Genomic DNA, 25,872 nt, shown 5'->3' on the forward strand with positions numbered 1-25,872 from the left:
ATCAGCGGCCGGTGAAGTCCGCCGGCCGCTTCTCCAGCACCGCCGCCACGCCCTCGGCGTGGTCCCCGGTCAGATGCGCCAGCGCCTGCATGGCGGCGGTCATCTCCAGCATCTGGTCGAAATTCATGTCGCGGCCCTGGCGCAGCAGGGTCTTGGCCATGCGCAGCGCCTGCGGCGCGTGGGCCGCGACCCGGTCGGCCATGGCCAGGGCCTCGCTCATCAGCGCCTCATGCGCGACGACATGGTTGACCAGTCCCCAGCGCTCCGCCGTCGCCGCGTCGATCGAGTCGCCGGTGAACAGCATCTCCGCCGCCCGGGCGTAGCCGACGTTGCGCGGCAGCAGCCAGGCCCCGCCGTCGCCCGGCAATATGCCCAACTTGAGGAACGGCACGCCGAACGTGGCCGTGCCCGAGGCGATACGGATGTCGGCCAGCCCGGCGATGTCGCAGCCCAGCCCCATGGCCGCGCCGTTGACGGCCGCGATCAGCGGCGCCTCCAGCCCGTACAGCGAGCGCACGATCCGGTGCACCACCCGGCGATAGCGGTCGCGGATCTCCGCCCCCGACCCCTCGAACAGGTCGCGCCGATCGCGCATGGCCTTGAGGTCGCCGCCGGCCGAGAAGGCCCGGCCCGCGCCGGTGATGACCACGCAGCGCTCCGCGTGATCGGCGTTCACCGCGGCGCAGGCGCGGGCGAAGGTCTCGCCGTCCTCCAGATCGGGCAGGGCGTTCAGCCGCTCGGCCCGGTCCAGGGTCCAGATCTCGATGGGGCCGCGGCGTTCTATGTGGAGAAGGGTCATGCGCTGACCGTGCCGCATTCGATCGCACCGCACAAATCCGGTGAAATGCGGAGGTCCGAAACGCAAAACCCCGGCCTGCCGGCCGGGGCTCTGTCATGCGATTCGGGGTCTAGCGGCCGGCCCGGTCGATCTTGAACGGGACGAAGTTGGAGGGGTGGCTGACCACCCGGTCGCCGCCCCGGTTGGCCGCCCGATTGTTCACCAGCATCCCGCCCCACAGGGCGAAGGACATCATGGTGTGCTGGAGTTTGCGATCCTCGTCGTTCATCTTTGATGTCTCCTTTCGCTGAACGATGAAAAGAGACACGTCGTGCTTACAGGGACTCTCACCCTCCTAGTCGTTTCGCGTCAGGGTCAAGGTAGGCGCGACGGTCGGGAAACGCAAGCATTTTTACTCCGGTATCGGACCATATTTCGTATCTATGTCATCTAACGCCCCGGAAGCCCCCCGTCCGCCGCGCGCGATCGCCACTCCGTGCGTGCAGGTCTGCGTCGTCGACGGCGCCTCGGCCCTCTGCCTCGGATGCTGGCGCACCCTGTCCGAGATCGGCGGCTGGAGCCGTTTCAGCGATGCCGAACGGGCGGCGATCATGGCGGCGCTGCCGGGGCGGGCGGCAAGTCAGGGATAGGGATTAGGGATTAGGGATGAGGGATTAGGGCCGACGACCAAGGCATAGGGGGGATTTGCGAGGCGATCCTCACGATCGCTTCCTCCTCCTCCTAATCCCTAATCCCTCATCCCTAATCCCTCGCTCCCTGTCCCCCGTTTACCCCCCGCCAACCATCCCTCTTCACCGCATCCCAACCGCTCCCGTGCGAGAGCATGGTCATGCGGTTCGACCCATCCTCCGCGGCCGTCATGGCCCTCGCCGTCGCCTCGGCCCTGACCACCGCCTGGTGGATGGATCAGGCCGGCCTGCGCAGCCAGGCCCAGGCCGCCACCCCCGTTGTCTCCGCCCCCGCCGCCGGCGCGCCGGCCCAGGTGCTCAAGGCCGCCGACGGCCACTACTGGGCCGACGCCCTGATCGAGGGCCGGGCGGTCCGGGTCATGGTCGACACCGGCGCCAGCGTCGTGGCCCTGACCCGCGCCGACGCCGCCCGTCTCGGTCTCAGCCTCGCGCCCGCCGACTTCTCCGGCACGGTGATCACCGCCTCGGGGCCCGTTGGCGCCGCCCCGGTCGAGCTGCAGGTCGTCGCCGTCGCCGGCGCCCGCGTCGAGCGGGTCGAGGCCCTCGTCGTCGAGGCCGGCCTGCCGCACTCCCTGCTCGGCATGAGCTACCTCGGACGACTGTCCTCGTTCAGCGCCACGCCGACCGCCCTGACGCTCCGGCCCTGAGCGGGGTCAGGCAGCAGGCAGCAGGCAACAGGCAACAGGCAACAGAAACAAAACGGCTCTCAGGCTCGACAACCGCCCAAGGCGAAGCTTCCTGCCCCCTGCCCCCTGCCCCCTGCCTGCTGCCTGCTGCCTGCTGCCTCAAACAGCCTTCACCATCACCACCACCGCCGTCGCCAGCAGATACAGGGCGAACGCCTTGCGCAGCACGCGGCGGTCCAGCGAATGCGCCAGCTTCGCGCCCCATGGCGCCACCGCCGTGGTCAGCACCGCCATCACCACCGCGCCCGGGACGTTGACATAGCCCAGCGACAGCGGCGGTCGCCCGCCCGCGTCCCAACCGAACACCACAAAGCCAAGGGTCGCCGCCGCGCCGATAGCCACGCCGAAGCCCGACGCTGTCGCCACCGCCTGGTGGATCGGCCGTCCGCACAGGGTCATCAGCATGCCGCCGAAACTGCCGCCGCCGATCCCCATCATCGCCGACAACCCGCCGATCAGCGTCCCGAAGCCACGCCGGCCCCAGCCCGTCGGCAGGTCCGGGCGGAGCACGAACCGCTCGGGCAGCAGCCCCAGTTGCGCCGCCACCACCGCCAGACAGACGCCATAGACGATGGCCAGCCCCTCCATCGAGGTCACGCCGGCGACGCCCGCCCCGACCAGCCCGCCGAAGGCCACCCACGGCGTCCACGTCTTCAGCACCACCTCGTCCACCGCCCCGTGCGCCCGATGCGCCCCCAGCGACCGCCATGAGGTGGCGACGATGGTCAGCAGGGAGGTGCCGATCGCCGTGTGCAGATTGCTCTCGCCGCCGACGCCCAGCACCTCGAAGGCGTAGAACACCGCCGGCACGATCACTGTGCCGCCGCCGACGCCGAACAGCCCGGCGACCACGCCGCCCGCCAGCCCCGCCGCGACGAGGGCGGCCAGCAGCATCAGGATCTCGTTCACAGGCAGGTCGGTCATCCGCCCGGTCTAGCATTCCTCCCCCGCCGGGGGAGGGGGACCGCGCGCAGCGCGGTGGAGGGGAGGGAAGGGCGCGCTCGCCCCATAGCAACCTTCCTCCGGGAACCCCGTTCTCTCCGCACAGGGCAACCCCCACGGAAAGACACCCCCCATGACCGCCATTCAGACTCTCTCGGCCCTCGCGGCCGGCGCGCTGGCCCTCGCCACCGCCGGCGCCGTCCAGGCCCAGACCCCCTACACCAGCTACCCGTCCGGCCAGACCGGCGTCCCGTCGTCGTGCCGCAACGTCGAACAGCTGGCCAACGGCTATATCTCGGCCGAGTGCCAGACCGCTGGCGGCTTCCGCTGGAGCTCGATCCGCAGCGTCGACTGCCGCGGCGGCATCACCAACCGCGACGGCGTTCTCAGCTGCACCGGCGCCCGCGCCACGGTCGGCCCGCTGTATCCCGACAACAGCTACGGTTCCGACCAGGGCTATGGCCAGACCCCGGTGCAGGAGCAGCCCGGCGGCGTCTTCGGCGCCATCCTCGGCGCCCTGTTCGGCGGCCAGACCGCCCAGCAGGACACCGTCCTCGACGAAGACTGGAGCCGCGGTCGCCGCCCGCTCTATCAGCAGCGCGCCGATCTCGACGCCCGCATCGAGGCCGGCGTCCGCGACGGCTCGCTCAGCCGCACCGAGGCCGGCCGCCTGCGCGCCGACTATGACGCCCTGGTCCAGCTCGAAACCCGCTACGCCGCCGACGGCCGCATGACCACCACCGAGCGTCAGGACCTGCGCGACCGCTACCGCGCCCTGTCGCAACGCGTCGGCGAACAGGTCCGCGACGACGACATGAGCTATGGCTGGCGTCCGCTGATCGACCAGCGCTCCGCCTTCGACGCCCGGGTCGACGCCGGCGTGCGCAGCCGCGCCCTGTCGAGCAGCGAGGGTGCGCGTCTGCGGTCGGACTTCCAGGCCCTGATCCGTCTGGAGTCCGACTATATGCGCGACGGCCTCAGCGCCCGCGAACAGCAGGACCTGACCGCCCGCCTCGCTGACCTCGACCGCCGCGTCGGCGCCAGCGGCGGCTATGACGGCGGTTACGGCGCCGATCCCCGCGCCGCCGAGATCGAGGCCCGCATCACCGCCGGCGAGCGCAGCGGCCAGATCAGCCGCACCGAAGCCGCCCGCCTGCGCGAGGAACTGCGCGACCTGACCCGCCGCTGGGCCGACCTCGAAGCCCGCGTCGTCGTCCGACGCTGAGCCGATGGAAGGGGGGCGCTTATCGCCCCCCTTCCGACTCGCCTCGCGCGACGTTGACCGCGACAAACGGCCCGGCCCGCGGCTAAGCTCCGCCGGCACGCACCGGAGCCGACGCCCGCATGACTGACGCCGCGACCGACACCACCCCTGCGCACGGCAGCCGCTGGCGTCTGATCGGTCCGGGCATCGTCGCCGCCGCCACCGGAGTCGGCGCCGGGGATCTGGTCGCGACCCTGATCGCCGGCTCGATGTTCGGCTACGCCCTGCTGTGGGCCGCGGTGGCGGGGACCTTGCTGAAGATATCCCTCGCCGAGGCCGTCGGCCGCTGGGCCCTCGCCTCGGGGCGGACCATTTTCGAGGGCTGGTCCAGCCTCGGGCCGGGTTGGTTCAACGGGCGGCTCAACTGGGCCAGCGTCTATTTCGGCGTCTATGTCGTGCTCTGGGGTTTCGTCTACGGGGCCACGGCCATGACCGCCTCGGCCCTGCCGCTGGCGGCGCTGCTGGACGGCACGGCCATGGCGCTGGACCTCAAGACCTGGGCCATGATCTGCGGCGTGGTCGGCCTCGTGCTGGTCTGGTTCAACCGCTATCCGGTCTTCGAAAAGCTGATGACCGGCCTCGTGGCGGTGATGTTCGTCACGGTCGTCGGCCTGGCCGTCATCGTCGCGCCCGACCTGCCGGCCCTCGCGCGCGGTCTGATCCCGACCCTGCCGGCCGGTTCGGCCTTCTATACTCTTGGCCTGATCGGCGGCGTTGGCGGCACCATCACCCTGGCCGCCTACGGCTACTGGATCGGAGAGAAGGGCTGGCGCGGCCCGGCATGGATGCGGGTGATGAGGCTGGACAACCGCGTCGGCTACGCCGTCACCGGCGTCTTTGTCGTGGCCATGCTGATCGTCGGCGCCGAGCTGCTGTACGCCTCCAACATCGCCCTGACCCAAGGCGACCGTGGCCTGCTCGACCTTGACGGCGTGCTGCGCGAACGGTTCGGCGACGTGGTCGGCGTCATGTTCCTGGTCGGCTTCTTCGCCGCCAGCTTCTCGTCCCTGATCGGGGTCTGGCATGGCGTCAGCCTGATGTTCGCCGACTTCTGGGCCCACGTCCGCAGCCGCGCCGGTGACGCCACGGCCAAGGGCGAGGGCAGCCCGGCCTTCCACGGCTACCTGCTGTGGCTGACCTTCCCGCCCATGGCCCTGCTGTTCATGGACCGCCCGTTCGGCCTGATCGTCGCCTATGGCGCGCTCGGGGCCCTGTTCATGCCCTTCCTCGCCCTGACCCTGATCTGGCTGCTCAACTCGTCGCGCACTCCGCCCGAGTGGCGCAGCCACTGGCTGTCCAACGGCATGCTGGCGGCGGGCGGCCTGCTGTTCTGCGTCCTCGCCGGCCGCGAACTGATCGGCCTGTTCGGCTAGAGCAGCAGCGCGCCCTCGTGGCGCAGCAGCCAGCCCTTGCGCTCCAGCCCGCCGCCGAATCCCATCAGCGCCCCGTCAGCCCCCACCACCCGGTGGCAGGCCAGCACCAGCGGCAGCGGATTGCGGTTCAGCGCCACGCCGGCCGCCTGGGCCGCTCCGGGCTCGCCGGCCCGGCGCGCCATTTCGCCATAGCTGATGGTCAGACCCGCCGGCACCCCGGCCAGAGCCCGCCACACCCGGGCGTGGAAGCCGTACCCGGCGACGGCGCCCTCCAGTGACCACGGCGCCCGTGTCAGGGCTTCGCGATCCCCGTCGAAATAGGCGGCCATCGCGCGCGCCACCCCCGCCGGGGCGTCCCCGTCGGCCAGCGCCGCCGCCGGATACTCGCGCCGCATCGCCTTGATCAGACCGTCGCCGAACGACAGGCCGCGCAGGACGCCGTCATCGTCGCAGGCCAGGGCCAGCGGACCGATCGGACTGTCCACCGACGACAACGTCAGGGCAGGGGGCGGCGAAGGGGTCATGGCTCCCATCCTGCACCGGGCGGGGCGTCATGGCTCGCGGTTTTCGGCTCCCGTCGCGCTGGCGCGGAACCGTCACCATACCGCACGCGCTCCCCTGCCATGATTGACTTCACCTCACTCGGCGCCGACACCCTGTTTCGCTTCGGCGGCGCGCCCGTCACCCTCGGCGGCGTGGCGACCGGCATCGTCGTCTTCGTCATCGCCTGGGTCCTGTCGCGGGTGGTCGGCCGTAGCCTCGCCCGGCTGCGCGAGCGCTCGGGCCGCAGCGCCGGCGCCCTGTATGTGCTGGAGAAGATGGCCAGCTACGGCCTCATCGTCTTCGGCGCCATCGCCGCGCTGTCGTCGGCGGGGCTCAACCTGTCGTCGCTGGCCGTGTTCGCCGGCGCCATCGGCATCGGCGTCGGCCTCGGCCTGCAGGGGGTGGTCAAGGAGTTCGTCTCCGGCCTGTTCCTGATCTTCGACCGCATGGTCTCGGTCGGCGACTATGTCGAGCTGGAGGACGACGTGCGCGGCGTTATCGCCGAGATCGGCCCGCGCGCCACCCGTCTGCGCAACAACGACAACATCAACATCCTCGTCCCCAATTCGCGCTTCATCGAGGGGCGGGTGATCAACTGGACGCTCAAGGGCGACACCCGCCGCATCCACATTCCCTTCTCCGTCGCCTATGGCGCCAAGCGCTCCGAGGTGCGCGAGGCGGTGCTGGAGGCGGCGCGCGCCAGTCCCTTTACCCTGCCGGAGACCGAGACGCGCAAGAGCCAGGTCTGGCTGGTCGGCTTCGGCGAAAGCGGGCTGGATTTCGAGCTGCTGGTCTGGCCGACGCGCGAGGCGGTCAAGCGGCCCGGGGCGATGCACGCCGCCTACACTTGGGCCATCGCCGACGCCCTCGACAAGGCCGGGATCGAAATTCCCTTCCCGCAGACCGACCTGCGCATCCGCAGCGTCTTCGGCCACGAGGGCGAGGACGCGCTCGAAACCCTCGGCCTGCGGCGCGGCGCGCCGCCCGCGCCCCGCACCCCGCCTGCCGACCCGGCGCCCTCGGCCCCCCCGGTCAACGACGCCGCCGAGGACCTGATGACGCCGCCCGATCCGCTCGATGGCGACCGGGACGGACCACACGCATCGCGCCCGACCTAGGCGGGCGGCATCAGGGCGTTGATCTCGCCCCAGGCCATCGCCCCGTCCTTCAGCGGCTCGGACCGTCCGTCGGCGAGGAAGCCCTCCGTCAGCCTCGCCGCCCGGCCCCAGACCGCGCCGACGATGCCCGATCCCGCGCTCAGCCGCCGCACGCCCAGCCCCTCCAGCGTCCGCGCGTCGGCCAGGCCCGGGAAGGCCAGCAGGTTCAGCGGCAGGGGCGTCGCGCCGACCATCGCCGCGATGTCCGCCGGGTCCGTCAGCCCCGGGGTGAACAGCCCGTCGGCCCCGGCCGCCTGATAGAGGCCGCCGCGTCGCGTCGCCTCGGCCACCCGCGTCTCCGGCGCCCCGATCCCGCCCAGCCACACGTCGCAGCGGGCGTTGACGAACAGCGCCCCGCCCACCGCCGCCCTGACCGCCGCGATCTTGGCCGCCAGCGCCTCGGGCGAACCGCCGCCGTCCTCGATATTGATCCCCTGCGCCCCCGCCTCGACCAGCCGGGCCGCCAGCGCCGCGACCGCCGCCGGATCGTCCGAATAGCCGCGCTCGATGTCGATCGAGACCGGCAGGCCGCCCGCGCCCCGCACCACGTCGCGCGCCGCCTGAACCACCCGCTCGACCGGCAGGGCGTCGCCGTCCGGCCAGCCCAGCGACCAGGCCACGCCGGCGCTGGTCGTCGCCACCGCCTTCGCGCCCCTGGCCCGCATCAGCGCCGCCGACCCCCCGTCCCAAGCGTTGGGCAGGATCAGCAGGCCGTCGCGGTGCAGGTCGTGAAAGGCGGTCATGGCGGTCTCCGAGTTTAAGCCCATCATGGGGCCCGCCGCCGCTGCGCGCTCGCGGTTTCCGGACATCGGCACCCGACTGCTGACGCCGGCTGTCAGCAGCCTCCGTCGCTGACGCGCGTTCACTGGCGAACCGTCCCTCCTCGCCCTAGATTGCGTTCATGAACCGTTCCAGTTCGCCCAAGGGCTCCGCGCCCCGTATCACCAAGCCGGTGCACGTCCCCGGTCAGGCCATGGCCGAGGCTCCCGCCGCCTTCCTGCGCGACGACGAGGGCCGCGCGCCCAAGGCGCCGGCGAAGACGCCGCACATGCCGATGTTCGCCCCGGTCAGCGGGCCGCGCCTGACCCCGGAGGAGGCGCCGGGCTCCCCCTCCGACTGGGTCCCGCACCGCCCCGACCGGCCCGCCGGCCGCAAGCGCATCCCGTTCCGGCTGCAGACCAAATACACCCCCGCCGGCGACCAGCCCTCGGCCATCGCCGAGCTCGTCGCCACGGCCGAGTCCGGCGAGCGCGACCAGGTCCTGCTTGGCGTCACCGGCTCGGGCAAGACGTTCACCATGGCCAAGGTCATCGAGGCCACCCAGCGCCCCGCCCTGATCCTCGCCCACAACAAGACCTTGGCGGCTCAACTATACTCGGAGTTCAAGTCATTCTTCCCTGATAATGCAGTCGAATACTTCGTATCGTATTACGACTATTATCAACCGGAAGCATACGTTCCCAAGTCTGACACCTATATTGAGAAAGACTCGTCGGTGAACGAGCAGATCGACCGCATGCGCCACTCGGCGACGCGGGCGATTCTCGAGCGGGACGATGTGATCGTGGTGGCCAGCGTCAGCTGCATCTACGGCATCGGCTCGGTCGAGACCTATACCGCCATGACCTTCACCCTGAAGGTCGGCGACCAGATCGACGAGGCCAAGCTGCGCGCCGACCTGATCGCGCTGCAATACAAGCGCAACGACGCCGCCTTCGAGCGCGGCATGTTCCGCAAGCGCGGCGACGTGATCGAGATCTTCCCCGTCCACATGGAAGACCGCGCCTGGCGCATCCAGCTGTTCGGCGACGAGCTGGAATCAATACAAGAATTCGATCCGCTCACCGGCAGGAAGACCGCCGACCTCGAGGAGGTCACCGTCTACGCCGCCAGCCACTACGTCACCCCGCGACCGTCGCTGAACCAGGCCATCACCGGCATCAAGGCCGAGCTGAAGGAGACGCTCGACTGGATGGTCGAGAACGGCAAGCTGCTGGAGGCCCAGCGCCTCGAGCAACGCGTGCGCTTCGATCTGGAGATGATGGAGGCCACCGGCTCCTGCGCCGGCATCGAGAACTACAGCCGCTGGCTGACCGGCCGCGCCCCCGGCGAGCCGCCGCCGACCTTCTTCGAATACATCCCCGACAACGCCCTGCTGTTCGTCGACGAGAGCCACGTCACCGTCGGCCAGATCAGCGCCATGTACCGGGGCGACTACCGCCGAAAATCGACCCTGGCGGAGTACGGCTTCCGCCTGCCCAGCGCCATCGACAACCGCCCGCTCAAATTCGACGAATGGGACGCCATGCGGCCGCAGACGATGTTCGTCAGCGCCACCCCCGGCCCGTGGGAGATGGACAAGACTGGCGGCGTCTTCACCGAACAGGTCATCCGCCCGACCGGCCTGATCGACCCCCCGGTCGAGATCCGCCCGGTCAGCGGCGACACCCGCAACCAGGTCGACGACGTCATCGACGAGGTCAAACAGGTCGCCCGCGACGGCTACCGCTCGCTCGTCACCGTCCTGACCAAGAAGATGGCCGAGGACCTGACGGAGTACATGCACGAACAGGGCGTCCGCGTCCGCTACATGCACTCCGACGTCGACACCCTGGAGCGGATCGAGATCCTGCGCGACCTGCGCCTCGGTTCGTTCGACGTGCTGATCGGCATCAACCTGCTGCGCGAGGGCCTCGACATCCCCGAGTGCGGCCTGGTCGCCATCCTCGACGCCGACAAGGAGGGCTTCCTGCGCTCCGAGACGTCGCTGATCCAGACCATCGGCCGCGCCGCCCGCAACGTCGACGGCCGCGTCATCCTCTACGCCGACCGCATGACCGGCTCGATGGAGCGCGCCATCGCCGAGACCAACCGCCGCCGCGAGAAGCAGGAGGCCTACAACGCCGAACACGGCATCACCCCGGAGTCGGTCAAGCGCGACATCCACGAGATCATGGCCAGCCCCTATGAGTCCCGCGCCCTCGACAAGCTGACGGCGCCCGGGGTCAAGGAGGAGTCCCGCCCCTTCACCGGCTCCAACTTCCAGGCCGCCCTCAAGGACCTCGAAGGCCGCATGCGCAACGCCGCCGCCAACCTCGAGTTCGAGGAGGCCGCCCGCCTGCGCGACGAGATCAAACGCATGAAGCTGATGGACCTCGAGTTCGCCAATGAAGTGCTGACGGCCGAGGGGGAGGCGGTGGACAAGAGCGCGCCGAAGCGGTGGCGGGCCGATGCGGCGGCGGAGAAGGCGGAGGCGTTCCGGAAGGGGCGGTGATGACGATCGTTAGTCCATAGCCAAGTCTTTTGGGTTGGCGCCTAGCTCGGCAGATGCCCGATCAACTATCAGCCGAACACGATCGCTCAAATCGTGCGATATTTCAATCTTTTCCTTCCGAGCTAAAAGCTCTGAGAAGTACATTCGCTTCATTTCTTTTGTAAGCTTTTCTGGGTTACCATAGAAAGACGTCATTCTTGCGATGTCGCCATCATCGAGTAGTCCCTCGATACTCTGGCCATCTAGACAATTGTCAATGTCATAGAATGTGAATACCTTCTGAGGATCTAGACCCCATTCTTTTATGTACCGCGCCTTGGCGGCCTTTCCCTCCTTGTCCGCATCTAGGCAGATACAGAAACGCACGCCCCAACCGAGGAAGAGACCGATCAGATCGTCCATCCCCGTAGCGCCCCGTGTGGGAACAATTCGAACCTCGTCTCCAATTTCGAGCACGACCTTCTTAACGTACTCAAGTATTGCATAGTCGCCCTTACCTTCAACAAGCATTGACGGATGGGTCAGTTCCAACCGGCTGGGAGCATAATCGAGTTGGTCCAGAACGGGCAAAAAGTAGGTGATTTTGTCGGGATTTTCTCCAACAAAGCGGCGATATCTAGTGGCGGAAATCTCTGTCGGATTAGATTTCTTAAGCGGACCGGAATTGGCCGCTTCCGCCCGCTCTATTGCACTGTTCGATATGATCGAAGTCTGCTCCAGCCAAGAAGGTTCTACCATGTAGTGACTATGAGTGGAGTAGATAAGCGCATTTCCGCCACTCGCGATTTTAGGGAAGCTCTCTAAGAGCTGCGCTTGTGCTCTCGCATGAAGATTTGAGGCCGGTTCATCAAGCAGGAATAGCGTCTGACCCTGAGTAGCGCCGATGGACCGATATAGAGTAAATAGAAGAAATGAGAAAAACCATCTAAACCCGAGAGATCGTTCAGAAATGTCGTAGCTGTGAGCGCCGTCTTTCATCATAAACTGAACAAAAACTTGTGGAGAGCTGTCGGTGGCTATTTCTATGCCTGGCTGAAGTGAAAGCTCTCGTCCTGAGACATTGCTTCCCAGCACTTTCTGCCATTCGTCGAAAACGGTCTCAGAGATGTGGACCGATATGTCGTTTAGAGCGGCGGCGGCCTGAAGCTGACGATTGTTGCCCAAGACGACCGTCGGAACGCCTGATGATTTTTCTGTCTTTGACACCTTGCCGATAATTCGCTCAACGACGTGCTTTTGAATGTTGAGGCTGTTCGGAAGAGAGGCGGCTACATCGTCAAGTATTTTCCTATAGATCCTATTTGTGTTTGTTTCCGGTTCTGAAGGATTAAGTATTATCCGAGAAGGAAGGGAAAACAAAAACGTTGGAAAATAAAGAATATTGGGGAGTTCAGACGTGAATCCATCCGCGACTGCATGCCAGATCGCGTGAGGAAACTCCATGTCGCGATATTTTCGCTCTCCGCCAGCCTTAGCTCTCGGGGTCATCGAAATCAAATAGTTCGAGCCCTTAAACTCGGAATCCTCAAATTTATATACTCGAGATATTTGAATCGGATTTGGTATAGACTTTTTCTCTAGTATAACCTTATGTTTTTGCTCTACGTTCCTGATAAGTTTATCTAGATCGGCTTCGCTTAGCTCGATAGTGGCGGTAATAGTCGTTTTGTCGGTGAAATTTGATTGGAAAGGCTTAGGTATAAAAGTAGTGTGAGCCTCTGAAGAAGGGATCTTTCCTACAAGATTGTCGTAATCGCGGTCTGGCTTGAACGCGCTTATGGCCTCAAGTATCGAAGTTTTGCCGCTTTCATTTAAACCAATGAGCGTGAATACGTTATTGCCCTGAGGACTCAGGTGCACCGTTGCATCAGAAATTCCTTTGAATTTCTGTATCCTAAATTTTGTATATTTCATTTGTGCCTCCCACCGAGGACATTCTATCGGAGATTGCGGTTAGTCAACGGATGGGAAGCCGATCGTAGCGCTGCGGCCGGCGATGCAGCTACCAGCTCACCTAGCTAGTGACATCGCGCCGTGTGGGCATGGTGCCGCGAGCGTCGTGCAGGGTGGAGGTGGTTAGCGCTGAGCAGGCGGTCTAAACCAACTCCACCTTCAGCTCCCGTCCCACCACCTTCGCGGCGCGGCTCAACGTCTCCAGCGTCACATTGAATTCCTCCAGGTCCAGCACCCGGTTCAGCTGCGCCCGGCTGGTGTCCATTTCGGCGGCCATGGCGGACAGGGTCATCTTCCGCTCGGTCATGGCCTGACGCAGTTGGAGCGCGATCACGCTCTTGATGGCGCGCAGGGTGACCTCTTCGCGGATGCCTTCCTCGTCGAGGAAGTCGTCCAGGGTGTCGAGGTCGGACGGGTCGCGGAAGGGCATGCCGAGAGCGTACCATAAAAGATGCCCCCGAGATGCTTTCGTCATCCTCCGGCAAGCCGCGCCTTCGCGGCGCAGACCGGGGGACCCAGCGGCGCGCGATAGCGCGAAACTGTCGGAAGCGCCGCTGCTGACGACAGCCTGCCTGAACAGTTCGCCTTCGGCGCCGCTGGGTCCCCCGGTTTCGCTGCGCTCGCCGGAGGATGACGAAAGCGGGGGCAGGCGCGCGCTTCCTTCTCCCCTTGAGGGAGAAGGTGGGCGGCGAAGCCGCTCGGATGAGGGGTGAGCTGCCCATGCGTCCGGGAAGCCGCTGATCACCGGGCAGCCGGGGCGTGGAAGCAGACCCCTCATCCGGCCCTCCGGGCCACCTTCTCCCTCAAGGGGAGAAGGGATCGCCACCTCGCAGCACCCGGCCCTCTACGCTCTGGCCACCCCGCCTCCCCCCATGCCATCCTCCCCCACAAGGGGACCCCACGCACATGACCGAACCGCACGACCCGGCGCCCGCGCCCCCGGCCTCCGCCGCCCGGCCAGCGGCGCTCAACGACCTGTCCGAGGACGCCCTCGGCTTCGGCGCGCGCGAGCTGGTCACCATGCGCGACCTGCTGCTGCGGCCGCGCCACGTGCTCGAGGCGTGGATGACCGCCGGGCCGAGCGGCGGCGGCCATTACGCCCGGCCGCTGCGGCTGTACCTCGGCCTCAACGCCATACTGATGCTGATCCTGTTCCTGCGCGGCGGGACCACCCTGATGCTCGCCGGCGTGCCGGACCTGTATCTGCAGCCGCTGATCGAGGCCTCGGGCAAGAGCCGCGACGGCTTCCTCGCCGACGCCGACGGCTGGATGACCCTCGTCCTCGTGCCGCTTGTGTCCGTCGCCTACGCCTGTGTCGCGGCGCCGCTGCTGCGCTGGTGGGATCCGGAGACGCTCGGCTGGCGGCGCGGTTTCCGCGCCGCCTTCGCCTACCTCTGCGCCTGGACCGTGCCGATCCTGCCGTTCGCCTGGTGGTCGTTCAGCACTGACCCGGTCGGCCAGGCCCTCGGCCTCGCGCTGATCCTGGTCGGCATCGTCACCTTCCTGCGCATGGGGGCCGGGCGCTGGTGGCGGGCGCCGGCGGCGGGGTTCGGCAAGGCCGTGGCCCTGTCGATCGCCCTGTGGTTCGCGGGCACGGTCGGCCTGCTGCCGGTGCTGGCCATCGGCCTGCTGGCGGGGCGGTTCGGGTAGTATCGGCGGTCCCTTCTCCCATTGGGAGAAGGTGGCGGGGCGGAGCCCCGTCGGATGAGGGTCGGCTGGGCGAAGCGGCGAAGCCGCCCCCCGGCGGTCGACCCTCACCCTTGAGCGCCAGAACGACGGCTGCGCCGCCGTGCGCTCAAGCCCTCTCCCAATGGGAGAGGGTTCGCGTTCGCGGCCACGTCCGACTTTGACGTAACGCAGGTTTATTCTGCGCCCATGTACGAACGCGACCCGCCCCGCCTCCGATCCGACGAATACTGGGCCGAGATCCGGCGCGCCTGGGAGCAGGGCGCGACCGGGGCGTCGCTGGCCAAGCGCTACGACGTCGGGCTGGCCAATCTGTGGCGGCGGCGGGCCGAGGAGAGCTGGGAGCGGGTTCCCAAACCGGACCCGACGCCGGAGCCGGTCGAGGGGTGGGAGCGGTTCGCGGAGAAGCAGCGCGACGCGTTCGAATTCCGGCTGGGCGAGACGCGGGCGGTGGCGACCAAACTGGCCGAGGCGATGGCGGGCGGGGCGCTGGAGGCGGTTCCGCTGTGGCATCTGGGGTTCGTGCTGGCGTGGCGCGAGGCGCATCTGACGCCGGAGACGGCGGCGCGGGACCGGGACTGGGCGCGGCGGTACGGCTGGACCGGGAAGATGTGGAACGAGGACGGGCGGCTGGAGCCGCTGATGTGGCTGGACGGGGTGACGCTGCACGCCAATCGCGGGGCGTGGCGCGAGGATGCGGGACTGCCGGCCGGGGTGGCGGAGGATTGGCCCTAGGGCTTGGCTCTCCCTCCCCGTCCCGGGGAGGGTGGCGGAGCCGAAGGCGACGCCGGGTGGGGGCTGCCGCGCGACCCGGGCGCCGGTGTTCCCGCTCGCCGGGCCGCCCCCACCCTGTCGTCGCTTTGCGCCGACATCCCTCCCCGGGACGGGGAGGGAGAACGCCGCCGCTCCCCCGCGCGCCCGGGCCCGGCTATACGGCTTCCATGCCCCCCTCCCGCACCGCCGCCCTGCTGATCCTCCTCGCCTCGGCCGCCGTGCTGGGCCTCGCGCCGATCCTCGTGCGGCTGGCCGATACGGGGCCGGCGGCGGCGGGGTTCTGGCGCTTCGCCTTCGCCCTGCCGCTGCTGGGACTGCTGGTTGCGCGACCCGGTCAGGCGGCGGGCGAGGGCGGGCCCGGAAAGCCCTCGCCGCTGATGGCGCTGGCGGCGCTGTTCTTCGTCCTGGACCTCAGCTTCTGGCACTATTCGATCGTCTTCACCTCGGTCGCCAACGCCACCGTCCTGACCAATCTGACGCCGATCGTGGTGACGGCCGCCGCCTGGCTGATGTTCCGCGAGCGGCCGCGCGCCCTGTTCCTCGCGGCCCTGGTTCTGGCTTTGGCCGGGGCGTGGACCATGTCGGCCGGGGCGGACGGGCGACAGGGCTCGAACCCGCGGCTGGGCGACCTCTTCGCGGCGGTGACGGCGCTCTGGTACGCCGGCTATTTCCTGACCGTGAAGGCGTTGCGCGGGCGAGTTTCGGCGGGGCGGATCATGCTGTGGGCGACGGCGCTGGGGGCGCCGCTGCTGCTGGCCGTGTCGCTGGCCCTGGGCGAGCCTCTGGCCCCGGCGTCGACGGGCGGCTGGCTGGCCTGCGCCGGGCTCGGGGTCGTGCATGTGGTCGGCCAGGGCGGGGTGGCCTGGTCGCTGGGCCGGCTGCCGGCGGCCCTGACGGCGGTGACGGTGCTGATCCAGCCGGTGGTCGCCGCCGGCCTCGGCTGGCTGCTGTTCGCCGAGACCATGACGGCGGTGCAGCTGGCCGGCGCGGCGGCTCTGCTGGCCGGGGTCGTATTGGCCCAGTGGGCTTCACTCAAAAAGAAAGGCGCGGAAGCCGAAGCCGCCGCGCCCGTCCCGTGATTATGTCAGTCGATTCAGAGCAGCTTCAGATCGATGGCCGAGGTCTTGCCGCGCTGGGATTCCAGCTCGTATTCGACCTTGGCGTTTTCATCGAGGCCTTGCAGGCCCGCCTTCTGCACGGCGGTGACGTGAACGAACACGTCCTGACCGCCGCCATCGGGCTGGATGAAGCCGAAACCCTTCGTCGGGTTGAACCACTTGACCGTGCCGGTCGCCATAATGCGTCTCCTGAACGCGCTTTTCCAGGCAGACGCCCCCGCGGGGACGCCCGACAGCCCATCTGGACGAGCTCATTCAGCGAAGGAGCGGGCACGGGTGTGGAGGCCGCGCGAAATCCGGACTGCGGGGCTATTTCTCTCCCAAAAAAGCCGAAGCGGTCAACCGCAAACCGATTCGCCCGGCGGGGGAACGTCGTCAACGGCCATTATCCGAACCGTCAGGCGCACAGGCCGCGCGAGGCCCCGTCCAGATGCAGGTGGTCGCGGTGCGCCTCGTTATAGTCCGGGGTCAGAACGGTCGAGAACACCCGGCAGGCCCCGTCGCGGACCCGCTTCAGGAAGCCCTGGCCCTCGGCCCCGCGCGGCCCGGTCCCGTCCCAGTCGGCCAGCACCGACACCTTGCGCCCGTCCTCCAGCGTCATGCCGCCGAGGTCCAGCGCATTGGCCCGCGCATGTTCGCTGGGATTGGCGTTCGGGTCGGTCTGGCCATAGATCCGGCGGCAGGCATAGGTGCCGACGCTGTCCATCCGCGCCACCCGGCTGCCGAACGCCGCCTCGGCCGCCGGCTGCAGCACCTGGCGGTCCCAGATGACGTATCGCACCGCCAGCGGGCACTGCATGATGGGGTTGCCGGGCAGGGGGGTGACGGCCCCGCCGGTGATGCGGACGGCTCCGCGCACGATGCAGAAGCCGCCGTCGTCCCGGTCCTCGGCCCGTTCGACGGTGACGCCGGCCTCGCGCAGCGTCTGCATGCAGGCGTCGGTGACGGCGGTGGTCTCTTCCGGAGCGGCGCTGCGAGCCAGTTCGAAATCGGCCACCTTGGCCGCCGTGGCCGTGCCGATCGGCTGGCTCAGGTCCAGCGGCTTCCACGGCAGGTCCTGCGACGGGGCGAAGGCGTTGAGCAGGGCGAAGGCGGCGCAGACGCCGAGCGTCGCCTCCCACAGCAGATTCCAGAAGTCGGCGAAGTCGCGTTTCATGCCCGACCCAGCCTTACGGCGCCGGGCGGCGAACGCAATGCGCCGCGGGCCGGTGGAGGCGGCGATGTCGATCCGGGCCTTCGACATTGCCGTACCCGCCCGGCGGGCGCACGGTGGCGCCATGGGCAAGACAACCGAAGAGTACGAAGCCGAACTGGTGCGACTGCAGATCCTGCTGGTCGAGACCCAGGCGTGGACCATCGACAAGGGAATCAAGACGGTCATCGTCTTCGAGGGCCGCGACTCGGCGGGCAAGGACGGTGCCATCAAGCGCATCACCGAACACATGGCCCTGCGTCAGACGCGCGTCATCGCCCTGCCCAAGCCGACCGAGCGCGAGACCGGCCAGTGGTATTTCCAGCGCTACGTCCCCCACCTGCCGGCCGAGGGCGAGACCGTGCTGTTCAACCGCTCCTGGTACAACCGCGCCGGGGTCGAGCGGGTCATGGGCTTCTGCGAGTCCGGCCACTACGCCCAGTTCCTCAAGGACGCGCCGCATTTCGAGCGGATGCTGGCCGACGGCGGGATCAACATCATCAAGCTGTGGCTGGACATCTCCAAGGCCGAACAGGCCGAACGGCTGGAGGCGCGCATGTCGGACCCGTTGAAGCGGTTCAAGGTGTCGTCGCTCGACGCCGAGGCCCAGGACCGTTGGGACGACTACAGCGCCGCCCGCGACCGCATGCTGGACCAGACCGACCATCGCACGGCCCCGTGGACGGTCGTCGCCACCGACCACAAGAAGACGGCGCGGCTGAACATCATCCGCCACATCCTGCGCACCATCGGCGGCCCCGGCGCGGCGGCCGACAAGCCCGATCCCGACGTCGTCTTCCCCGCCGCGAAATCGGAGGGCCGGCTCGCCGTCTGATCAGAAACCCAGCCCGGCCCGCAGACTCTCCGGCGTGACGCCCTCCGCCCTCAGCTGCGCCAGCGTCACCGAGCCGTCCCGCTTGGCGTACCGCCGCCCGTCCGGTCCCGTCAGCAGGCGGTGGTGCCGATACACCGGCGTCGGCCAGCCCATCAGGGCCTGGATCAGCACCTGGATGTGCGTCGCCTCGAACAGGTCCTCGCCGCGAATGACATCGGTCACGCCTTGCAGGGCGTCATCGTGGGTCACGGCCAGATGATAGGCGGTGCCCGCGTCCTTGCGCGCGAGCACCACGTCTCCGGCGGTTTCGGGACGCGCGCGGATCAGGCCGGTCTCGCCCGCCGGTCCGGCGCCCGCCTCGACGAAGCCCAGCCGGTCCCAGACCTCGCCGCCCAGCGTATCGCGCGCGCGGTCGAGCGACAATCGCCAGGCGAAGGGTCTGCCCTCCGCCAGCAGGCGCGCCTCCTCCTCCGCCGGATGAGGGCCCGGCCGGACGGCCTCCGCCGTCCCGTGCGGCGCATCGCCGATGGCGTCGAGGATCTCCTTGCGGGTGCGAAAACAGCGGTACAGCAGGTCCCGGCCCCGCAGATCGCCGACGACGGCGGCGTAGTCGTCGAGATGGAGGGACTGGCGCCGCACGGGCTCTTCCCAGTCGACGCCGAGCCAGTCGAGGTCCTCGAGGATGCCGGCGTCGAACGCCGGGCGGCAGCGGGTCGGGTCGATGTCCTCGATACGCAGGAGGAAGCGGCCGCCCGTCTCCCGGGCCGCCCGCCACGCCGTCAGGGCCGAGAAGGCGTGGCCCCGATGCAGGCGGCCGGTCGGCGAGGGGGCGAAGCGGGTGACGAACATCGCCGCAGAATAGCGGCAAGCGGACGCGATCCCATACCGCCGCTTGTCGTGCGCGGGCCGAGCGCTACGGTCGCGTGATGCAGACCCCCTACTGGCTGGACGACATCGAGGCGGCGCGCCGGACGGTGGTGGAGCTCGATCCCCGGCTGGCGCGGGCCCATGCCCAGACGCCGGCCTTTGAGTGGCGCCGTCGCGTGGGCGGGTTCGAGGGCCTGTTCCACATGATCGTCGACCAGCAGGTCTCGATCGCCTCGGCCGCCGCCATCTGGACCCGGGTCGAGGCCGGGTTGGGCGGGGAGGTCACGCCCGAACGGACCCTGGCCACAGACATTGAGACGCTGCGGAGCTTCGGCCTGTCGATCCAGAAGGCGACCTACGGCCACGAGATCGCCCGCGCCCATGTCGAGGGCCGCATCGACTTCGACCATCTGGAGAGTCTTTCGGACGAGGAGGCAGGGGCGCGGCTGACCGCGATCAAGGGCGTCGGCAGATGGACGGCCGAGACCTTTCTGATGTTCTGCGAAGGCCGCCGGGACATTTTCCCCGCCGGTGACATCGCCCTGCAGGAGGCGATGCGCTGGGCCGACGGCGCCGAACTGCGTCCGCGTGAAAAGGCGGCCTATGTCCGGGCCGAGGCCTGGCGGCCCCATCGCAGCATTGCGGCGCATCTGCTGTGGGGATGGTATGGAGCGGTCAGGCGCGGCGAGGTCGCGCTGGAGGAACCGCATCCGTGATCGACGCGCCGACCCTGGAAGCCCTGTCCGAACCGATCCTGCCGACCTTGTTCGCGCTGGACTATGCGGGCGTGGCCGTGTTTGGGGCGACGGGAGCCCTCGCAGCCGCGCGCCAGAAGCATGATCTCGTCACCCTCGGCTTCTTCGCCGCCATCACCGGGGTCGGCGGGGGGACGCTGCGCGACCTGTTGCTCGACGCTCCCGTGTTTTGGGTCCAGGACTGGCGCTACATCGCGATCTGTCTCGCCGCCGCCGTCGTCGTCTGGTTCGTGGGCCAGCGCGACTGGCGGTTCCGGGCCCTGCTGTGGCTCGATGCGCTCGGCCTCGCCGCCTACGGCGTGCTGGGCGCGGCGAAGGCCGAGGCCCTCGGCGCCGCGCCGCTGATCTGCATCGTCATGGGCGCCGTCACCGCCTGTTTCGGCGGCGTGGTGCGTGATCTGCTGGCGGGCCAGCCGTCGATCCTGTTGCGGCGGGAGATCACGATCACCGCCGCGATCCTGGCCGCCACGGCCTATGTGGCCCTCAAGGCGGTCGGCCTCTCCAATCTCGAGGCTGCCCTGATCGCCGCTCCATGCGGCTTCGCGCTAAGGGCCGGCGCCCTCATCTGGGGCTGGAGCCTGCCGTCCTTTCCGGGTGGAGCGGCGCGCGCCTGACGTCGCCAAACCGTCGCGGCGCCGTCATCGCCAAGGCGTCGAATCAGGCGTAGGATTCCGTCCATAGTCAGGAAAGGAGACGTGTCTTCAGTCCGGTTGCGTCCATCCTCTCCGTCTGCACGGCGAGGGCCTGATGCAGGTCCTGAGCCGTCCTCCGTCCGGCTGGCCCGCGCTGGTGCTGAACGCCGACTTTCGCCCGCTGTCCTACTATCCGCTGTCGATCTGGCCGTGGGAGGAAGTGGTCAAGGCCGTGTACCAGGACCGCGTCGACGTGGTCTCGACCTATGACAAGGTCGTGCGCAGCCCGTCGATGGAGATCGTCCTGCCCAGCGTCATCGCGCTGAAGAACTATGTCGATCAGGACCGGCAGCCCGCCTTCACCCGCTTCAACGTCTTCCTGCGCGACGGTTTCGCCTGCCAGTATTGCAGCGCCACGACCGAGCTGACCTTCGATCACGTGATCCCGCGCAGCCACGGCGGACGGACCACCTGGGAGAATATCGTCGCCGCCTGTAGCCCCTGCAACCTCAGGAAGGGCGGGCGCACGCCGCATCAGGCGGGCATGCCGATGCGCCGCGCGCCGCATCGGCCGAGCGCCTGGCAGCTCCAGGAATTCGGCCGCCGGTTCCCGCCGCACTATCTGCACCAGAGCTGGCTCGACTACCTGTATTGGGACATCGAACTGGAGCCCTGATTGATGTCGGGCTGACCGCCGCGATCGGGCACGGTTGTGCCCACGCCCTGAAGCGCCGCGATACGGAACCAAGTACCGGCTGACGCGATGTATTTCCCAGGTAATCAGGAGAGATACCATGAAGAAAACAATCACTGCGGTGACCGCTGGTTTGCTGCTGATCGCCGGTCAGGCCGCGGCCACTGCGCCCTCCAGCTCGGCCTCGGCCCGCGTGGGTGACCGCGTCGGCGCTCAAGCGGAAAGTTCAGCCGAGTTCGCCGGAATCCCGGTGATCGGCCTTCTCGCCATCGCCGGCGTCATCGCCGCCGCCGTGGTCGTCGTGTCGGACGACGACTCCGAAAGCGATTGATTCACCTTCCGCCTGAAGCGTTGACGAACTCATGGGGTCGGTTCAGTCCGGCTCCATGAAGATTCGTGTCCGCGCAGAACTGGTCTACCGCTTCGATCCCCCTACCGATGCGATCTACAAGATTCAGGTGGCGCACTGGCCGGGCCAGGCCATCCTGGAGGAGCGTCTCTCAACGACGCCCACGGTCGATTTCATCGAGAGCCAGGACGAGGAGTTCGGGGCCCGCACTCTCCGCGCCCACCTGTCCGGCGAGGTCACGCTGACCTATGAGGCGCTGGTCGACAACGGTACGCTCAAGGGGCTGCCGCCGGTCACGATCCAACACGACTGGAACGAACTCCCGGCCGAAGTCCTGCCCTACCTCAACGCCAGCCGCTACTGCCCGTCGGACCAGTTCGGCCGCTTCGCCGAACGCACCTTCGGCGGCACGGTTGGTGGTGATCGGGTGCTGAAGATCCTCGACTGGATCAAGGCCGAGATCGACTATGAGCCGGGCGTCTCGGACAGCGAGACCACGGCTGCCCGCACCTTCATCGACCGCGCGGGTGTGTGCCGCGACTTCACCCACATGGGCATCACACTGTGCCGCGCGTCAGGCATTCCGGCCCGCGCCGTCAGCGCCTACGCGCACCAGCTGAACCCGCCGGACTTCCACGCCATCTTCGAGGTCTGGCTCTCGGACGGCTGGTGGCTGGTCGATCCGACTGGCCTCGCCCCGGTCGAGGGTCTGGTGCGCATTGCCTGCGGCCGCGACGCCGCCGACATCGCCTTCCTGACGACCCAGGGGCGCTGCGAACTTGTGCGTCAGTCCGTGACGGCCGAGGCAGCCTGAGGGGGTCTGGCCGCCGCCCGCCAGGTTTCGATGAAATCGAGGCGGCGCAGCACCTTGTTCTCCGGGTCGACCAGAACATGCGCGCCGTCCGGCACGGCGAGCCGGCCCTGGCTCCCGGTCATGGGCACGGTCTCCCGGCGGCCGTCGATCTTGACCTCGACCGGCATCGGGAAGGCCCCGCCGTCGCTGGTGACCCACTCGAGGACCAGTTCCCCGTTCGCACGGGTCTGACGCAGATCGGGCAATTCGGCTTGGTACAGATAGCCGCGGAAGAACCAGGTCAGGTCCCGCCCGGCCTCCTCGCTGGCGATGGCGCGGAATTCCTCGGTCGCACCGTAGCGCGGCTGGAAGCCGCCCGGACGCGGCGTCGCCGTGCCGTAGACCAGCCGGGTGACCGATCGGAAGAAGGCCTCGTCGCCGATCAGCATGCGCAGGCTGTGGGCGATCAGGGAGCCCTTGGAATAGATGTCGTTTCCGGGCCCGATGTCGCCGTTATAGACCTCGTCCTCGGTCTTCTCCGTGCCCGAGACCACCGGGAACCGGTTGCGCAGACCCTTCCGCTGACCGACCAGCGAGGCCTGCATCCACGCCTCGCCATTGAGCCAGCGGTCGTAAAGCGGCTGCATATAGCTGCCCAGACCCTCATGCAGCCACATGTCGTCGGCGTTGCGGTTGGTCAGCTGGTTGCCGAACCACTCATGCGAAAGCTCGTGGTGCAGCAGCCAATCGAAGCCGCGGCCGTCCAGCTTGTAGCCGTTGCCATAGGCGTTGATCGTCTGGTGCTCCATGCCCAGGTGCGGGGTCTCGACCACGCCCATCTTCTCGTCGGCGAACGGATAGGGGCCGACGGTCGCCTCGAAGAAGTCGAGCATCGGCGCGAACTGGGCGAACAGGGCGTCGACCTTGGCCGGATCGTCGGTCGCCAGATGCCAGAAGGTCATCGGGAAGGTGTTGCCGAAGCGGCTGCGGTACTGCGCCGTGCGCTCGGCATAGGGGCCGATGCTGAGAGCGATGGCGTAGGTGTTGGGCTGGCTCGCCGACCAATTCCAGGTGGTCCAGCCGTCGCCGTGATCCTGTTTGCCGAGGAAACGGCCGTTCGACGGCGCGGACAGGTTGGACGGCACGGTGATATGCAGGTCGACCCGGGTCGGCTCGGCCAGTGGGTGGTCGATACAGGGCCAGAAGAGGTCGCAGCCCTCGCCCTGGACGGCGGTGGCGATCCACGGTTCCCCGGACGGCGCCGTGGCCCACTGGAATCCGCCGTCCCACGGCGAGTTCGGGGCCACCCGCGGCTGGCCGGCGTAGGCGATCCGCAACTGCGCCGTCTCGCCGGCGGCGAGGGGCGCGGCCAGTTCGACCGTCAGCCGCCCCTCGGGGTTGGACCAGCGGTCGGTGGGAACCCCGACGCCGTCCACGGCGATCTCGGAGATGGTCAGCAGGGTGTCCAGCTCGACCGCCAGCCGGCGGATCGGGGCGGTGGCGGTGAAGTCGAGCACGGCCACGGCGTCGATCGCCTTCTCGTCGGGGATCACCTTGATCGACAGATCGGCCTTGTCGAAGGTCACCGCCAGCTGTTCCGGCGTACGCGGCTGGTCAGAGGCCAGGGTGAAGGGCGTGGATTCGCGCGCCGGCGCGGCGCCCTCCTGGGCCTGGGCGCCGGCCGCGGCCAGGGCGACCGTCGCGGCCATCAGGACCGCGGGCGCGCCAGCCCGTTTCAGCCGGGCTCTCATTGCGCCGCCTGCCGCTGTTCCCTCTGCGCCTGCCGATAAGCATGCAGACGGTCGACCTCGTCCAATTGGCGCAGGACCTTGTTCTCGGGGTCGACGATGACGACCGCGCCGGGGCGGGCGTCAATGAAGCCGCGGCCGTCGCGCATCTCCACCACCTGCACCTGTCCGTCGACCTCGACCTCCAGCGGCATCGGGAAGGCCCCGGCCGGCGTCGACCACTCGAGGTTCAGCCGATCGCCGTCGCGGGTCTGCTTCAGAACCGGCAGCGCGGCCTCGTACAGGTAGGCGTTAAAGAACCAGTCGTAGTTCCGCCCGGTCACCTCGTTGACGATCCGGTTGTACTCGGGGGTGGAGCGGATCATGGGGCGGAAATTGCCCGGGGCCGGATCGGGGCGGCCGTAGACGAGGATGCGCAGGGCCTCGAAGAAGTCCTTGTCGCCGAGGGTCATCCGCAGGGTGTGCGCGATCACCGACCCCTTGGCGTAGATGTCGCCGCCCGGACCGGTCGGCCGGTTGTAGACGTCGTCGACCGTCATCGGCGTCCGCGACACCACCGGCGCGCGGTTCATCAGCCCGTCGCGCTGGTCGGCCAGTTCACGGTGCATATAGCGTTCGCCGCGCAGCCAACGGGCGTAGAGCGGCTGCATATAGCTGCCCAGCCCTTCGTGCAGCCACATGTCGTCCGCGTTCCAGTTGGTCAGCTGATTGGCGAACCATTCGTGGGCGAACTCGTGCTGCAGCAACCAGTCATAGCCGCGGGCGTCGATCTCGTAGTTGTTGCCGTAGGCGTTCAGCGTCTGGTGCTCCATGCCCAGGTGCGGGGTCTCGACGACGCCCATCTTCTCGTCGCCGAACGGGTAGGGTCCGACGGTGGCTTCGAAAAAGTCGAGCATCTGCGGGAATTCGGCGAACAGGCGTTGCACGTCCTCGGGCTTGTCCGACTTCAGGTGCCAGAAATGCATCGGAATGACGTTGCCGAACCGGCTGCGGTAGTCGGCGGTGACCTCCTCGAAGGGGCCGACGTTGATGTTCACCGCATAGATGTTGGGGTTCTTGATGCTCCAGTTCCAGGTCGTGGTGCCGTCGCCGTTGTCGGTCTTCCCCTGGGAGACGCCGGGCCCCGGAGCCGACAGGTCAGACGGCACGGTGACATGCAGATCCACCTGGCCGGGCTCGGCGTTCGAGTTGTCGATGCAGGGGAAGATCAGGTCGCAGCCCTCAAGCTGAACCGCCGTCGCGATCCACGGTTCGCCGCCGGGCGCGGTGGACCAGACGAAGCCGCCGTTCCACGGGGCCCGGCGCGCCGTGCGCGGTTGGCCGCCGTAGGCGATCCGCAGCGAGGTCCGCTCGCCCGCGGCCAGGGTGCGCGGAAGCTGGATGGTCATGCGGCCTTCCGGATTGCTCCATCGATCGCGGGGGATGGCCTGGCCGTCGACCTGCACGTCGGAGACGTCGAAAAGGGCGTCAAGCTCGACCACCAGGGCGTTGATCGGGGCCAGGACGGTGAAGTCCAGTATGCCCACGCCGCGGATGGCCTTGTCTTCGGGCAGGACGGTGATCGACACATCGGCCTTGTCGAACCGCACGGCTTCCTGCTCGGGGGTGCGCTGCTGGTCGGTTTCGAGGGTGAAGGCGGAGGATTCCGGTCCCCCCTCCGCGTTTCGGTCCTGGGCGGCCGCGCCGGTGGCCATCAGCGCCACGACGCTGGTCATCAATATGGTTCGCGCGAAGGTTTTCCGCATGGCC

Annotated in this window: 27 protein-coding genes; 15 read left to right on the forward strand and 12 right to left on the reverse strand. The window is 68.2% G+C overall.

What is annotated here, in order from left to right; all coding sequences use genetic code 11:
* Position 1: 1 nt before the first annotated feature.
* Together ACK4JY_RS09960 and ACK4JY_RS09965 are read right to left on the reverse strand one after the other, a co-directional pair.
* Positions 2-799 carry a crotonase/enoyl-CoA hydratase family protein gene (locus tag ACK4JY_RS09960; RefSeq protein ID WP_409605211.1) on the reverse strand — a complete coding sequence of 266 codons (798 nt, stop codon included), beginning with the start codon at positions 797-799 and terminating at the stop codon, positions 2-4.
* 109 nt (positions 800-908) lie between these two features.
* A complete protein-coding gene (locus ACK4JY_RS09965; protein ID WP_409605213.1) occupies positions 909-1,067 on the reverse strand; it encodes a hypothetical protein in 159 nt (52 codons plus the stop codon).
* Between the two features lie 154 nt (positions 1,068-1,221).
* On the opposite strand from ACK4JY_RS09965, the gene ACK4JY_RS09970 reads away from it, so the two are divergent.
* Together ACK4JY_RS09970 and ACK4JY_RS09975 are read left to right on the forward strand one after the other, a co-directional pair.
* Positions 1,222-1,428 (forward strand): DUF1289 domain-containing protein, encoded by a 207-nt coding sequence (locus ACK4JY_RS09970; RefSeq protein ID WP_409605214.1) that lies wholly within the window; start codon positions 1,222-1,224, stop codon positions 1,426-1,428.
* Positions 1,429-1,628: 200 nt separating this feature from the next.
* The gene (locus tag ACK4JY_RS09975; protein WP_409605216.1) at positions 1,629-2,135 is read left to right on the forward strand and encodes a TIGR02281 family clan AA aspartic protease; all 507 of its coding nucleotides are present in this window, start codon (positions 1,629-1,631) and stop codon (positions 2,133-2,135) included.
* A 138-nt stretch (positions 2,136-2,273) separates the two neighbouring features.
* On the opposite strand, the gene ACK4JY_RS09980 is transcribed toward ACK4JY_RS09975, so the two are convergent.
* The gene (locus ACK4JY_RS09980) at positions 2,274-3,098 is read right to left on the reverse strand and encodes a sulfite exporter TauE/SafE family protein (RefSeq protein ID WP_409605218.1); all 825 of its coding nucleotides are present in this window, start codon (positions 3,096-3,098) and stop codon (positions 2,274-2,276) included.
* 151 nt (positions 3,099-3,249) lie between these two features.
* Between ACK4JY_RS09980 and ACK4JY_RS09985 the strand changes: the two genes are divergently transcribed.
* Together ACK4JY_RS09985 and ACK4JY_RS09990 are read left to right on the forward strand one after the other, a co-directional pair.
* Complete coding sequence (locus ACK4JY_RS09985; RefSeq protein ID WP_409605219.1) at positions 3,250-4,341, forward strand: hypothetical protein; 1,092 nt, start codon at positions 3,250-3,252, stop codon at positions 4,339-4,341.
* 119 nt (positions 4,342-4,460) lie between these two features.
* Complete coding sequence (locus ACK4JY_RS09990) at positions 4,461-5,753, forward strand: Nramp family divalent metal transporter (RefSeq protein WP_409605221.1); 1,293 nt, start codon at positions 4,461-4,463, stop codon at positions 5,751-5,753.
* Here the strand turns inward: ACK4JY_RS09990 and ACK4JY_RS09995 are convergent.
* Entirely contained in the window at positions 5,750-6,277 is a 528-nt protein-coding gene (locus ACK4JY_RS09995; RefSeq protein WP_409605223.1) for a methylated-DNA--[protein]-cysteine S-methyltransferase, read from the reverse strand. The two genes, ACK4JY_RS09990 and ACK4JY_RS09995, sit on opposite strands and share 4 nt — an antisense overlap.
* A gap of 99 nt (positions 6,278-6,376) precedes the next feature.
* Between ACK4JY_RS09995 and ACK4JY_RS10000 the strand changes: the two genes are divergently transcribed.
* Complete coding sequence (locus ACK4JY_RS10000) at positions 6,377-7,414, forward strand: mechanosensitive ion channel family protein (protein ID WP_409605225.1); 1,038 nt, start codon at positions 6,377-6,379, stop codon at positions 7,412-7,414.
* Here the strand turns inward: ACK4JY_RS10000 and ACK4JY_RS10005 are convergent.
* Complete coding sequence (locus ACK4JY_RS10005; RefSeq protein ID WP_409605227.1) at positions 7,411-8,196, reverse strand: isocitrate lyase/phosphoenolpyruvate mutase family protein; 786 nt, start codon at positions 8,194-8,196, stop codon at positions 7,411-7,413. The genes ACK4JY_RS10000 and ACK4JY_RS10005 overlap by 4 nt on opposite strands.
* 311 nt (positions 8,197-8,507) lie before the next feature.
* Here ACK4JY_RS10005 and uvrB point away from each other — a divergent pair, with 311 nt between their 5' ends.
* Positions 8,508-10,727, forward strand: coding sequence for an excinuclease ABC subunit UvrB (gene uvrB / locus ACK4JY_RS10010; RefSeq protein ID WP_409605302.1), 2,220 nt, complete (start codon positions 8,508-8,510; stop codon positions 10,725-10,727).
* A 9-nt stretch (positions 10,728-10,736) separates the two neighbouring features.
* Here the strand turns inward: uvrB and ACK4JY_RS10015 are convergent, their stop codons facing one another.
* Together ACK4JY_RS10015 and ACK4JY_RS10020 are read right to left on the reverse strand one after the other, a co-directional pair.
* The gene (locus ACK4JY_RS10015; RefSeq protein WP_409605229.1) at positions 10,737-12,641 is read right to left on the reverse strand and encodes an AAA family ATPase; all 1,905 of its coding nucleotides are present in this window, start codon (positions 12,639-12,641) and stop codon (positions 10,737-10,739) included.
* A gap of 181 nt (positions 12,642-12,822) precedes the next feature.
* Positions 12,823-13,110, reverse strand: a complete 288-nt coding sequence (locus ACK4JY_RS10020; RefSeq protein ID WP_409605231.1) for a helix-turn-helix domain-containing protein — start codon at positions 13,108-13,110, stop codon at positions 12,823-12,825.
* A gap of 476 nt (positions 13,111-13,586) precedes the next feature.
* Between ACK4JY_RS10020 and ACK4JY_RS10025 the strand changes: the two genes are divergently transcribed.
* From ACK4JY_RS10025 to ACK4JY_RS10035, 3 genes are all read left to right on the forward strand, one after another.
* A complete protein-coding gene (locus ACK4JY_RS10025) occupies positions 13,587-14,330 on the forward strand; it encodes a hypothetical protein (RefSeq protein WP_409605233.1) in 744 nt (247 codons plus the stop codon).
* 225 nt (positions 14,331-14,555) lie between these two features.
* On the forward strand, positions 14,556-15,101 hold the full coding sequence (locus tag ACK4JY_RS10030) for a hypothetical protein (RefSeq protein ID WP_409605235.1): 546 nt from the start codon (positions 14,556-14,558) through the stop codon (positions 15,099-15,101).
* Positions 15,102-15,307: 206 nt separating this feature from the next.
* Positions 15,308-16,219 carry a DMT family transporter gene (locus ACK4JY_RS10035; protein WP_409605237.1) on the forward strand — a complete coding sequence of 304 codons (912 nt, stop codon included), beginning with the start codon at positions 15,308-15,310 and terminating at the stop codon, positions 16,217-16,219.
* Positions 16,220-16,233: 14 nt separating this feature from the next.
* On the opposite strand, the gene ACK4JY_RS10040 is transcribed toward ACK4JY_RS10035, so the two are convergent.
* Positions 16,234-16,437: a cold-shock protein gene (locus tag ACK4JY_RS10040; RefSeq protein WP_409605239.1), complete on the reverse strand. Its 204-nt coding sequence runs from the start codon at positions 16,435-16,437 to the stop codon at positions 16,234-16,236.
* Between the two features lie 218 nt (positions 16,438-16,655).
* On the reverse strand, positions 16,656-17,501 hold the full coding sequence (locus ACK4JY_RS10045; protein WP_409605241.1) for an extensin family protein: 846 nt from the start codon (positions 17,499-17,501) through the stop codon (positions 16,656-16,658).
* Positions 17,502-17,535: 34 nt separating this feature from the next.
* Here ACK4JY_RS10045 and ppk2 point away from each other — a divergent pair, with 34 nt between their 5' ends.
* Positions 17,536-18,285 carry a polyphosphate kinase 2 gene (gene ppk2 / locus ACK4JY_RS10050; RefSeq protein ID WP_409605304.1) on the forward strand — a complete coding sequence of 250 codons (750 nt, stop codon included), beginning with the start codon at positions 17,536-17,538 and terminating at the stop codon, positions 18,283-18,285.
* Here ppk2 and gluQRS read toward each other — a convergent pair whose 3' ends face one another.
* Positions 18,286-19,134, reverse strand: coding sequence for a tRNA glutamyl-Q(34) synthetase GluQRS (gene gluQRS / locus ACK4JY_RS10055; protein WP_409605243.1), 849 nt, complete (start codon positions 19,132-19,134; stop codon positions 18,286-18,288).
* Between the two features lie 77 nt (positions 19,135-19,211).
* Here gluQRS and ACK4JY_RS10060 point away from each other — a divergent pair, with 77 nt between their 5' ends.
* The 5 genes from ACK4JY_RS10060 (at position 19,212) to ACK4JY_RS10080 (ending at position 22,396) form a co-directional block, all read left to right on the forward strand.
* Positions 19,212-19,868, forward strand: a complete 657-nt coding sequence (locus tag ACK4JY_RS10060; RefSeq protein WP_409605306.1) for a DNA-3-methyladenine glycosylase family protein — start codon at positions 19,212-19,214, stop codon at positions 19,866-19,868.
* Positions 19,865-20,521, forward strand: coding sequence for a trimeric intracellular cation channel family protein (locus tag ACK4JY_RS10065; protein WP_409605245.1), 657 nt, complete (start codon positions 19,865-19,867; stop codon positions 20,519-20,521). Before ACK4JY_RS10060 ends, ACK4JY_RS10065 begins: the two co-directional genes overlap by 4 nt.
* 133 nt (positions 20,522-20,654) lie before the next feature.
* A complete protein-coding gene (locus ACK4JY_RS10070; protein WP_409605247.1) occupies positions 20,655-21,215 on the forward strand; it encodes an HNH endonuclease in 561 nt (186 codons plus the stop codon).
* Positions 21,216-21,333: 118 nt separating this feature from the next.
* Entirely contained in the window at positions 21,334-21,564 is a 231-nt protein-coding gene (locus ACK4JY_RS10075; RefSeq protein ID WP_409605249.1) for a hypothetical protein, read from the forward strand.
* Between the two features lie 55 nt (positions 21,565-21,619).
* The gene (locus tag ACK4JY_RS10080) at positions 21,620-22,396 is read left to right on the forward strand and encodes a transglutaminase-like domain-containing protein (RefSeq protein ID WP_409605251.1); all 777 of its coding nucleotides are present in this window, start codon (positions 21,620-21,622) and stop codon (positions 22,394-22,396) included.
* Here the strand turns inward: ACK4JY_RS10080 and ACK4JY_RS10085 are convergent.
* Both ACK4JY_RS10085 and ACK4JY_RS10090 read right to left on the reverse strand, forming a co-directional pair.
* Positions 22,369-24,126 (reverse strand): M1 family metallopeptidase, encoded by a 1,758-nt coding sequence (locus ACK4JY_RS10085; RefSeq protein WP_409605253.1) that lies wholly within the window; start codon positions 24,124-24,126, stop codon positions 22,369-22,371. The two genes, ACK4JY_RS10080 and ACK4JY_RS10085, sit on opposite strands and share 28 nt — an antisense overlap.
* Positions 24,123-25,868, reverse strand: a complete 1,746-nt coding sequence (locus ACK4JY_RS10090) for a M1 family metallopeptidase (RefSeq protein ID WP_409605255.1) — start codon at positions 25,866-25,868, stop codon at positions 24,123-24,125. The genes ACK4JY_RS10085 and ACK4JY_RS10090 overlap by 4 nt, the downstream gene beginning before the upstream one ends.
* Positions 25,869-25,872 lie beyond the last annotated feature (4 nt).

It is taken from the genome of Brevundimonas sp., assembly GCF_046295595.1.
Classification (GTDB): domain Bacteria; phylum Pseudomonadota; class Alphaproteobacteria; order Caulobacterales; family Caulobacteraceae; genus Brevundimonas.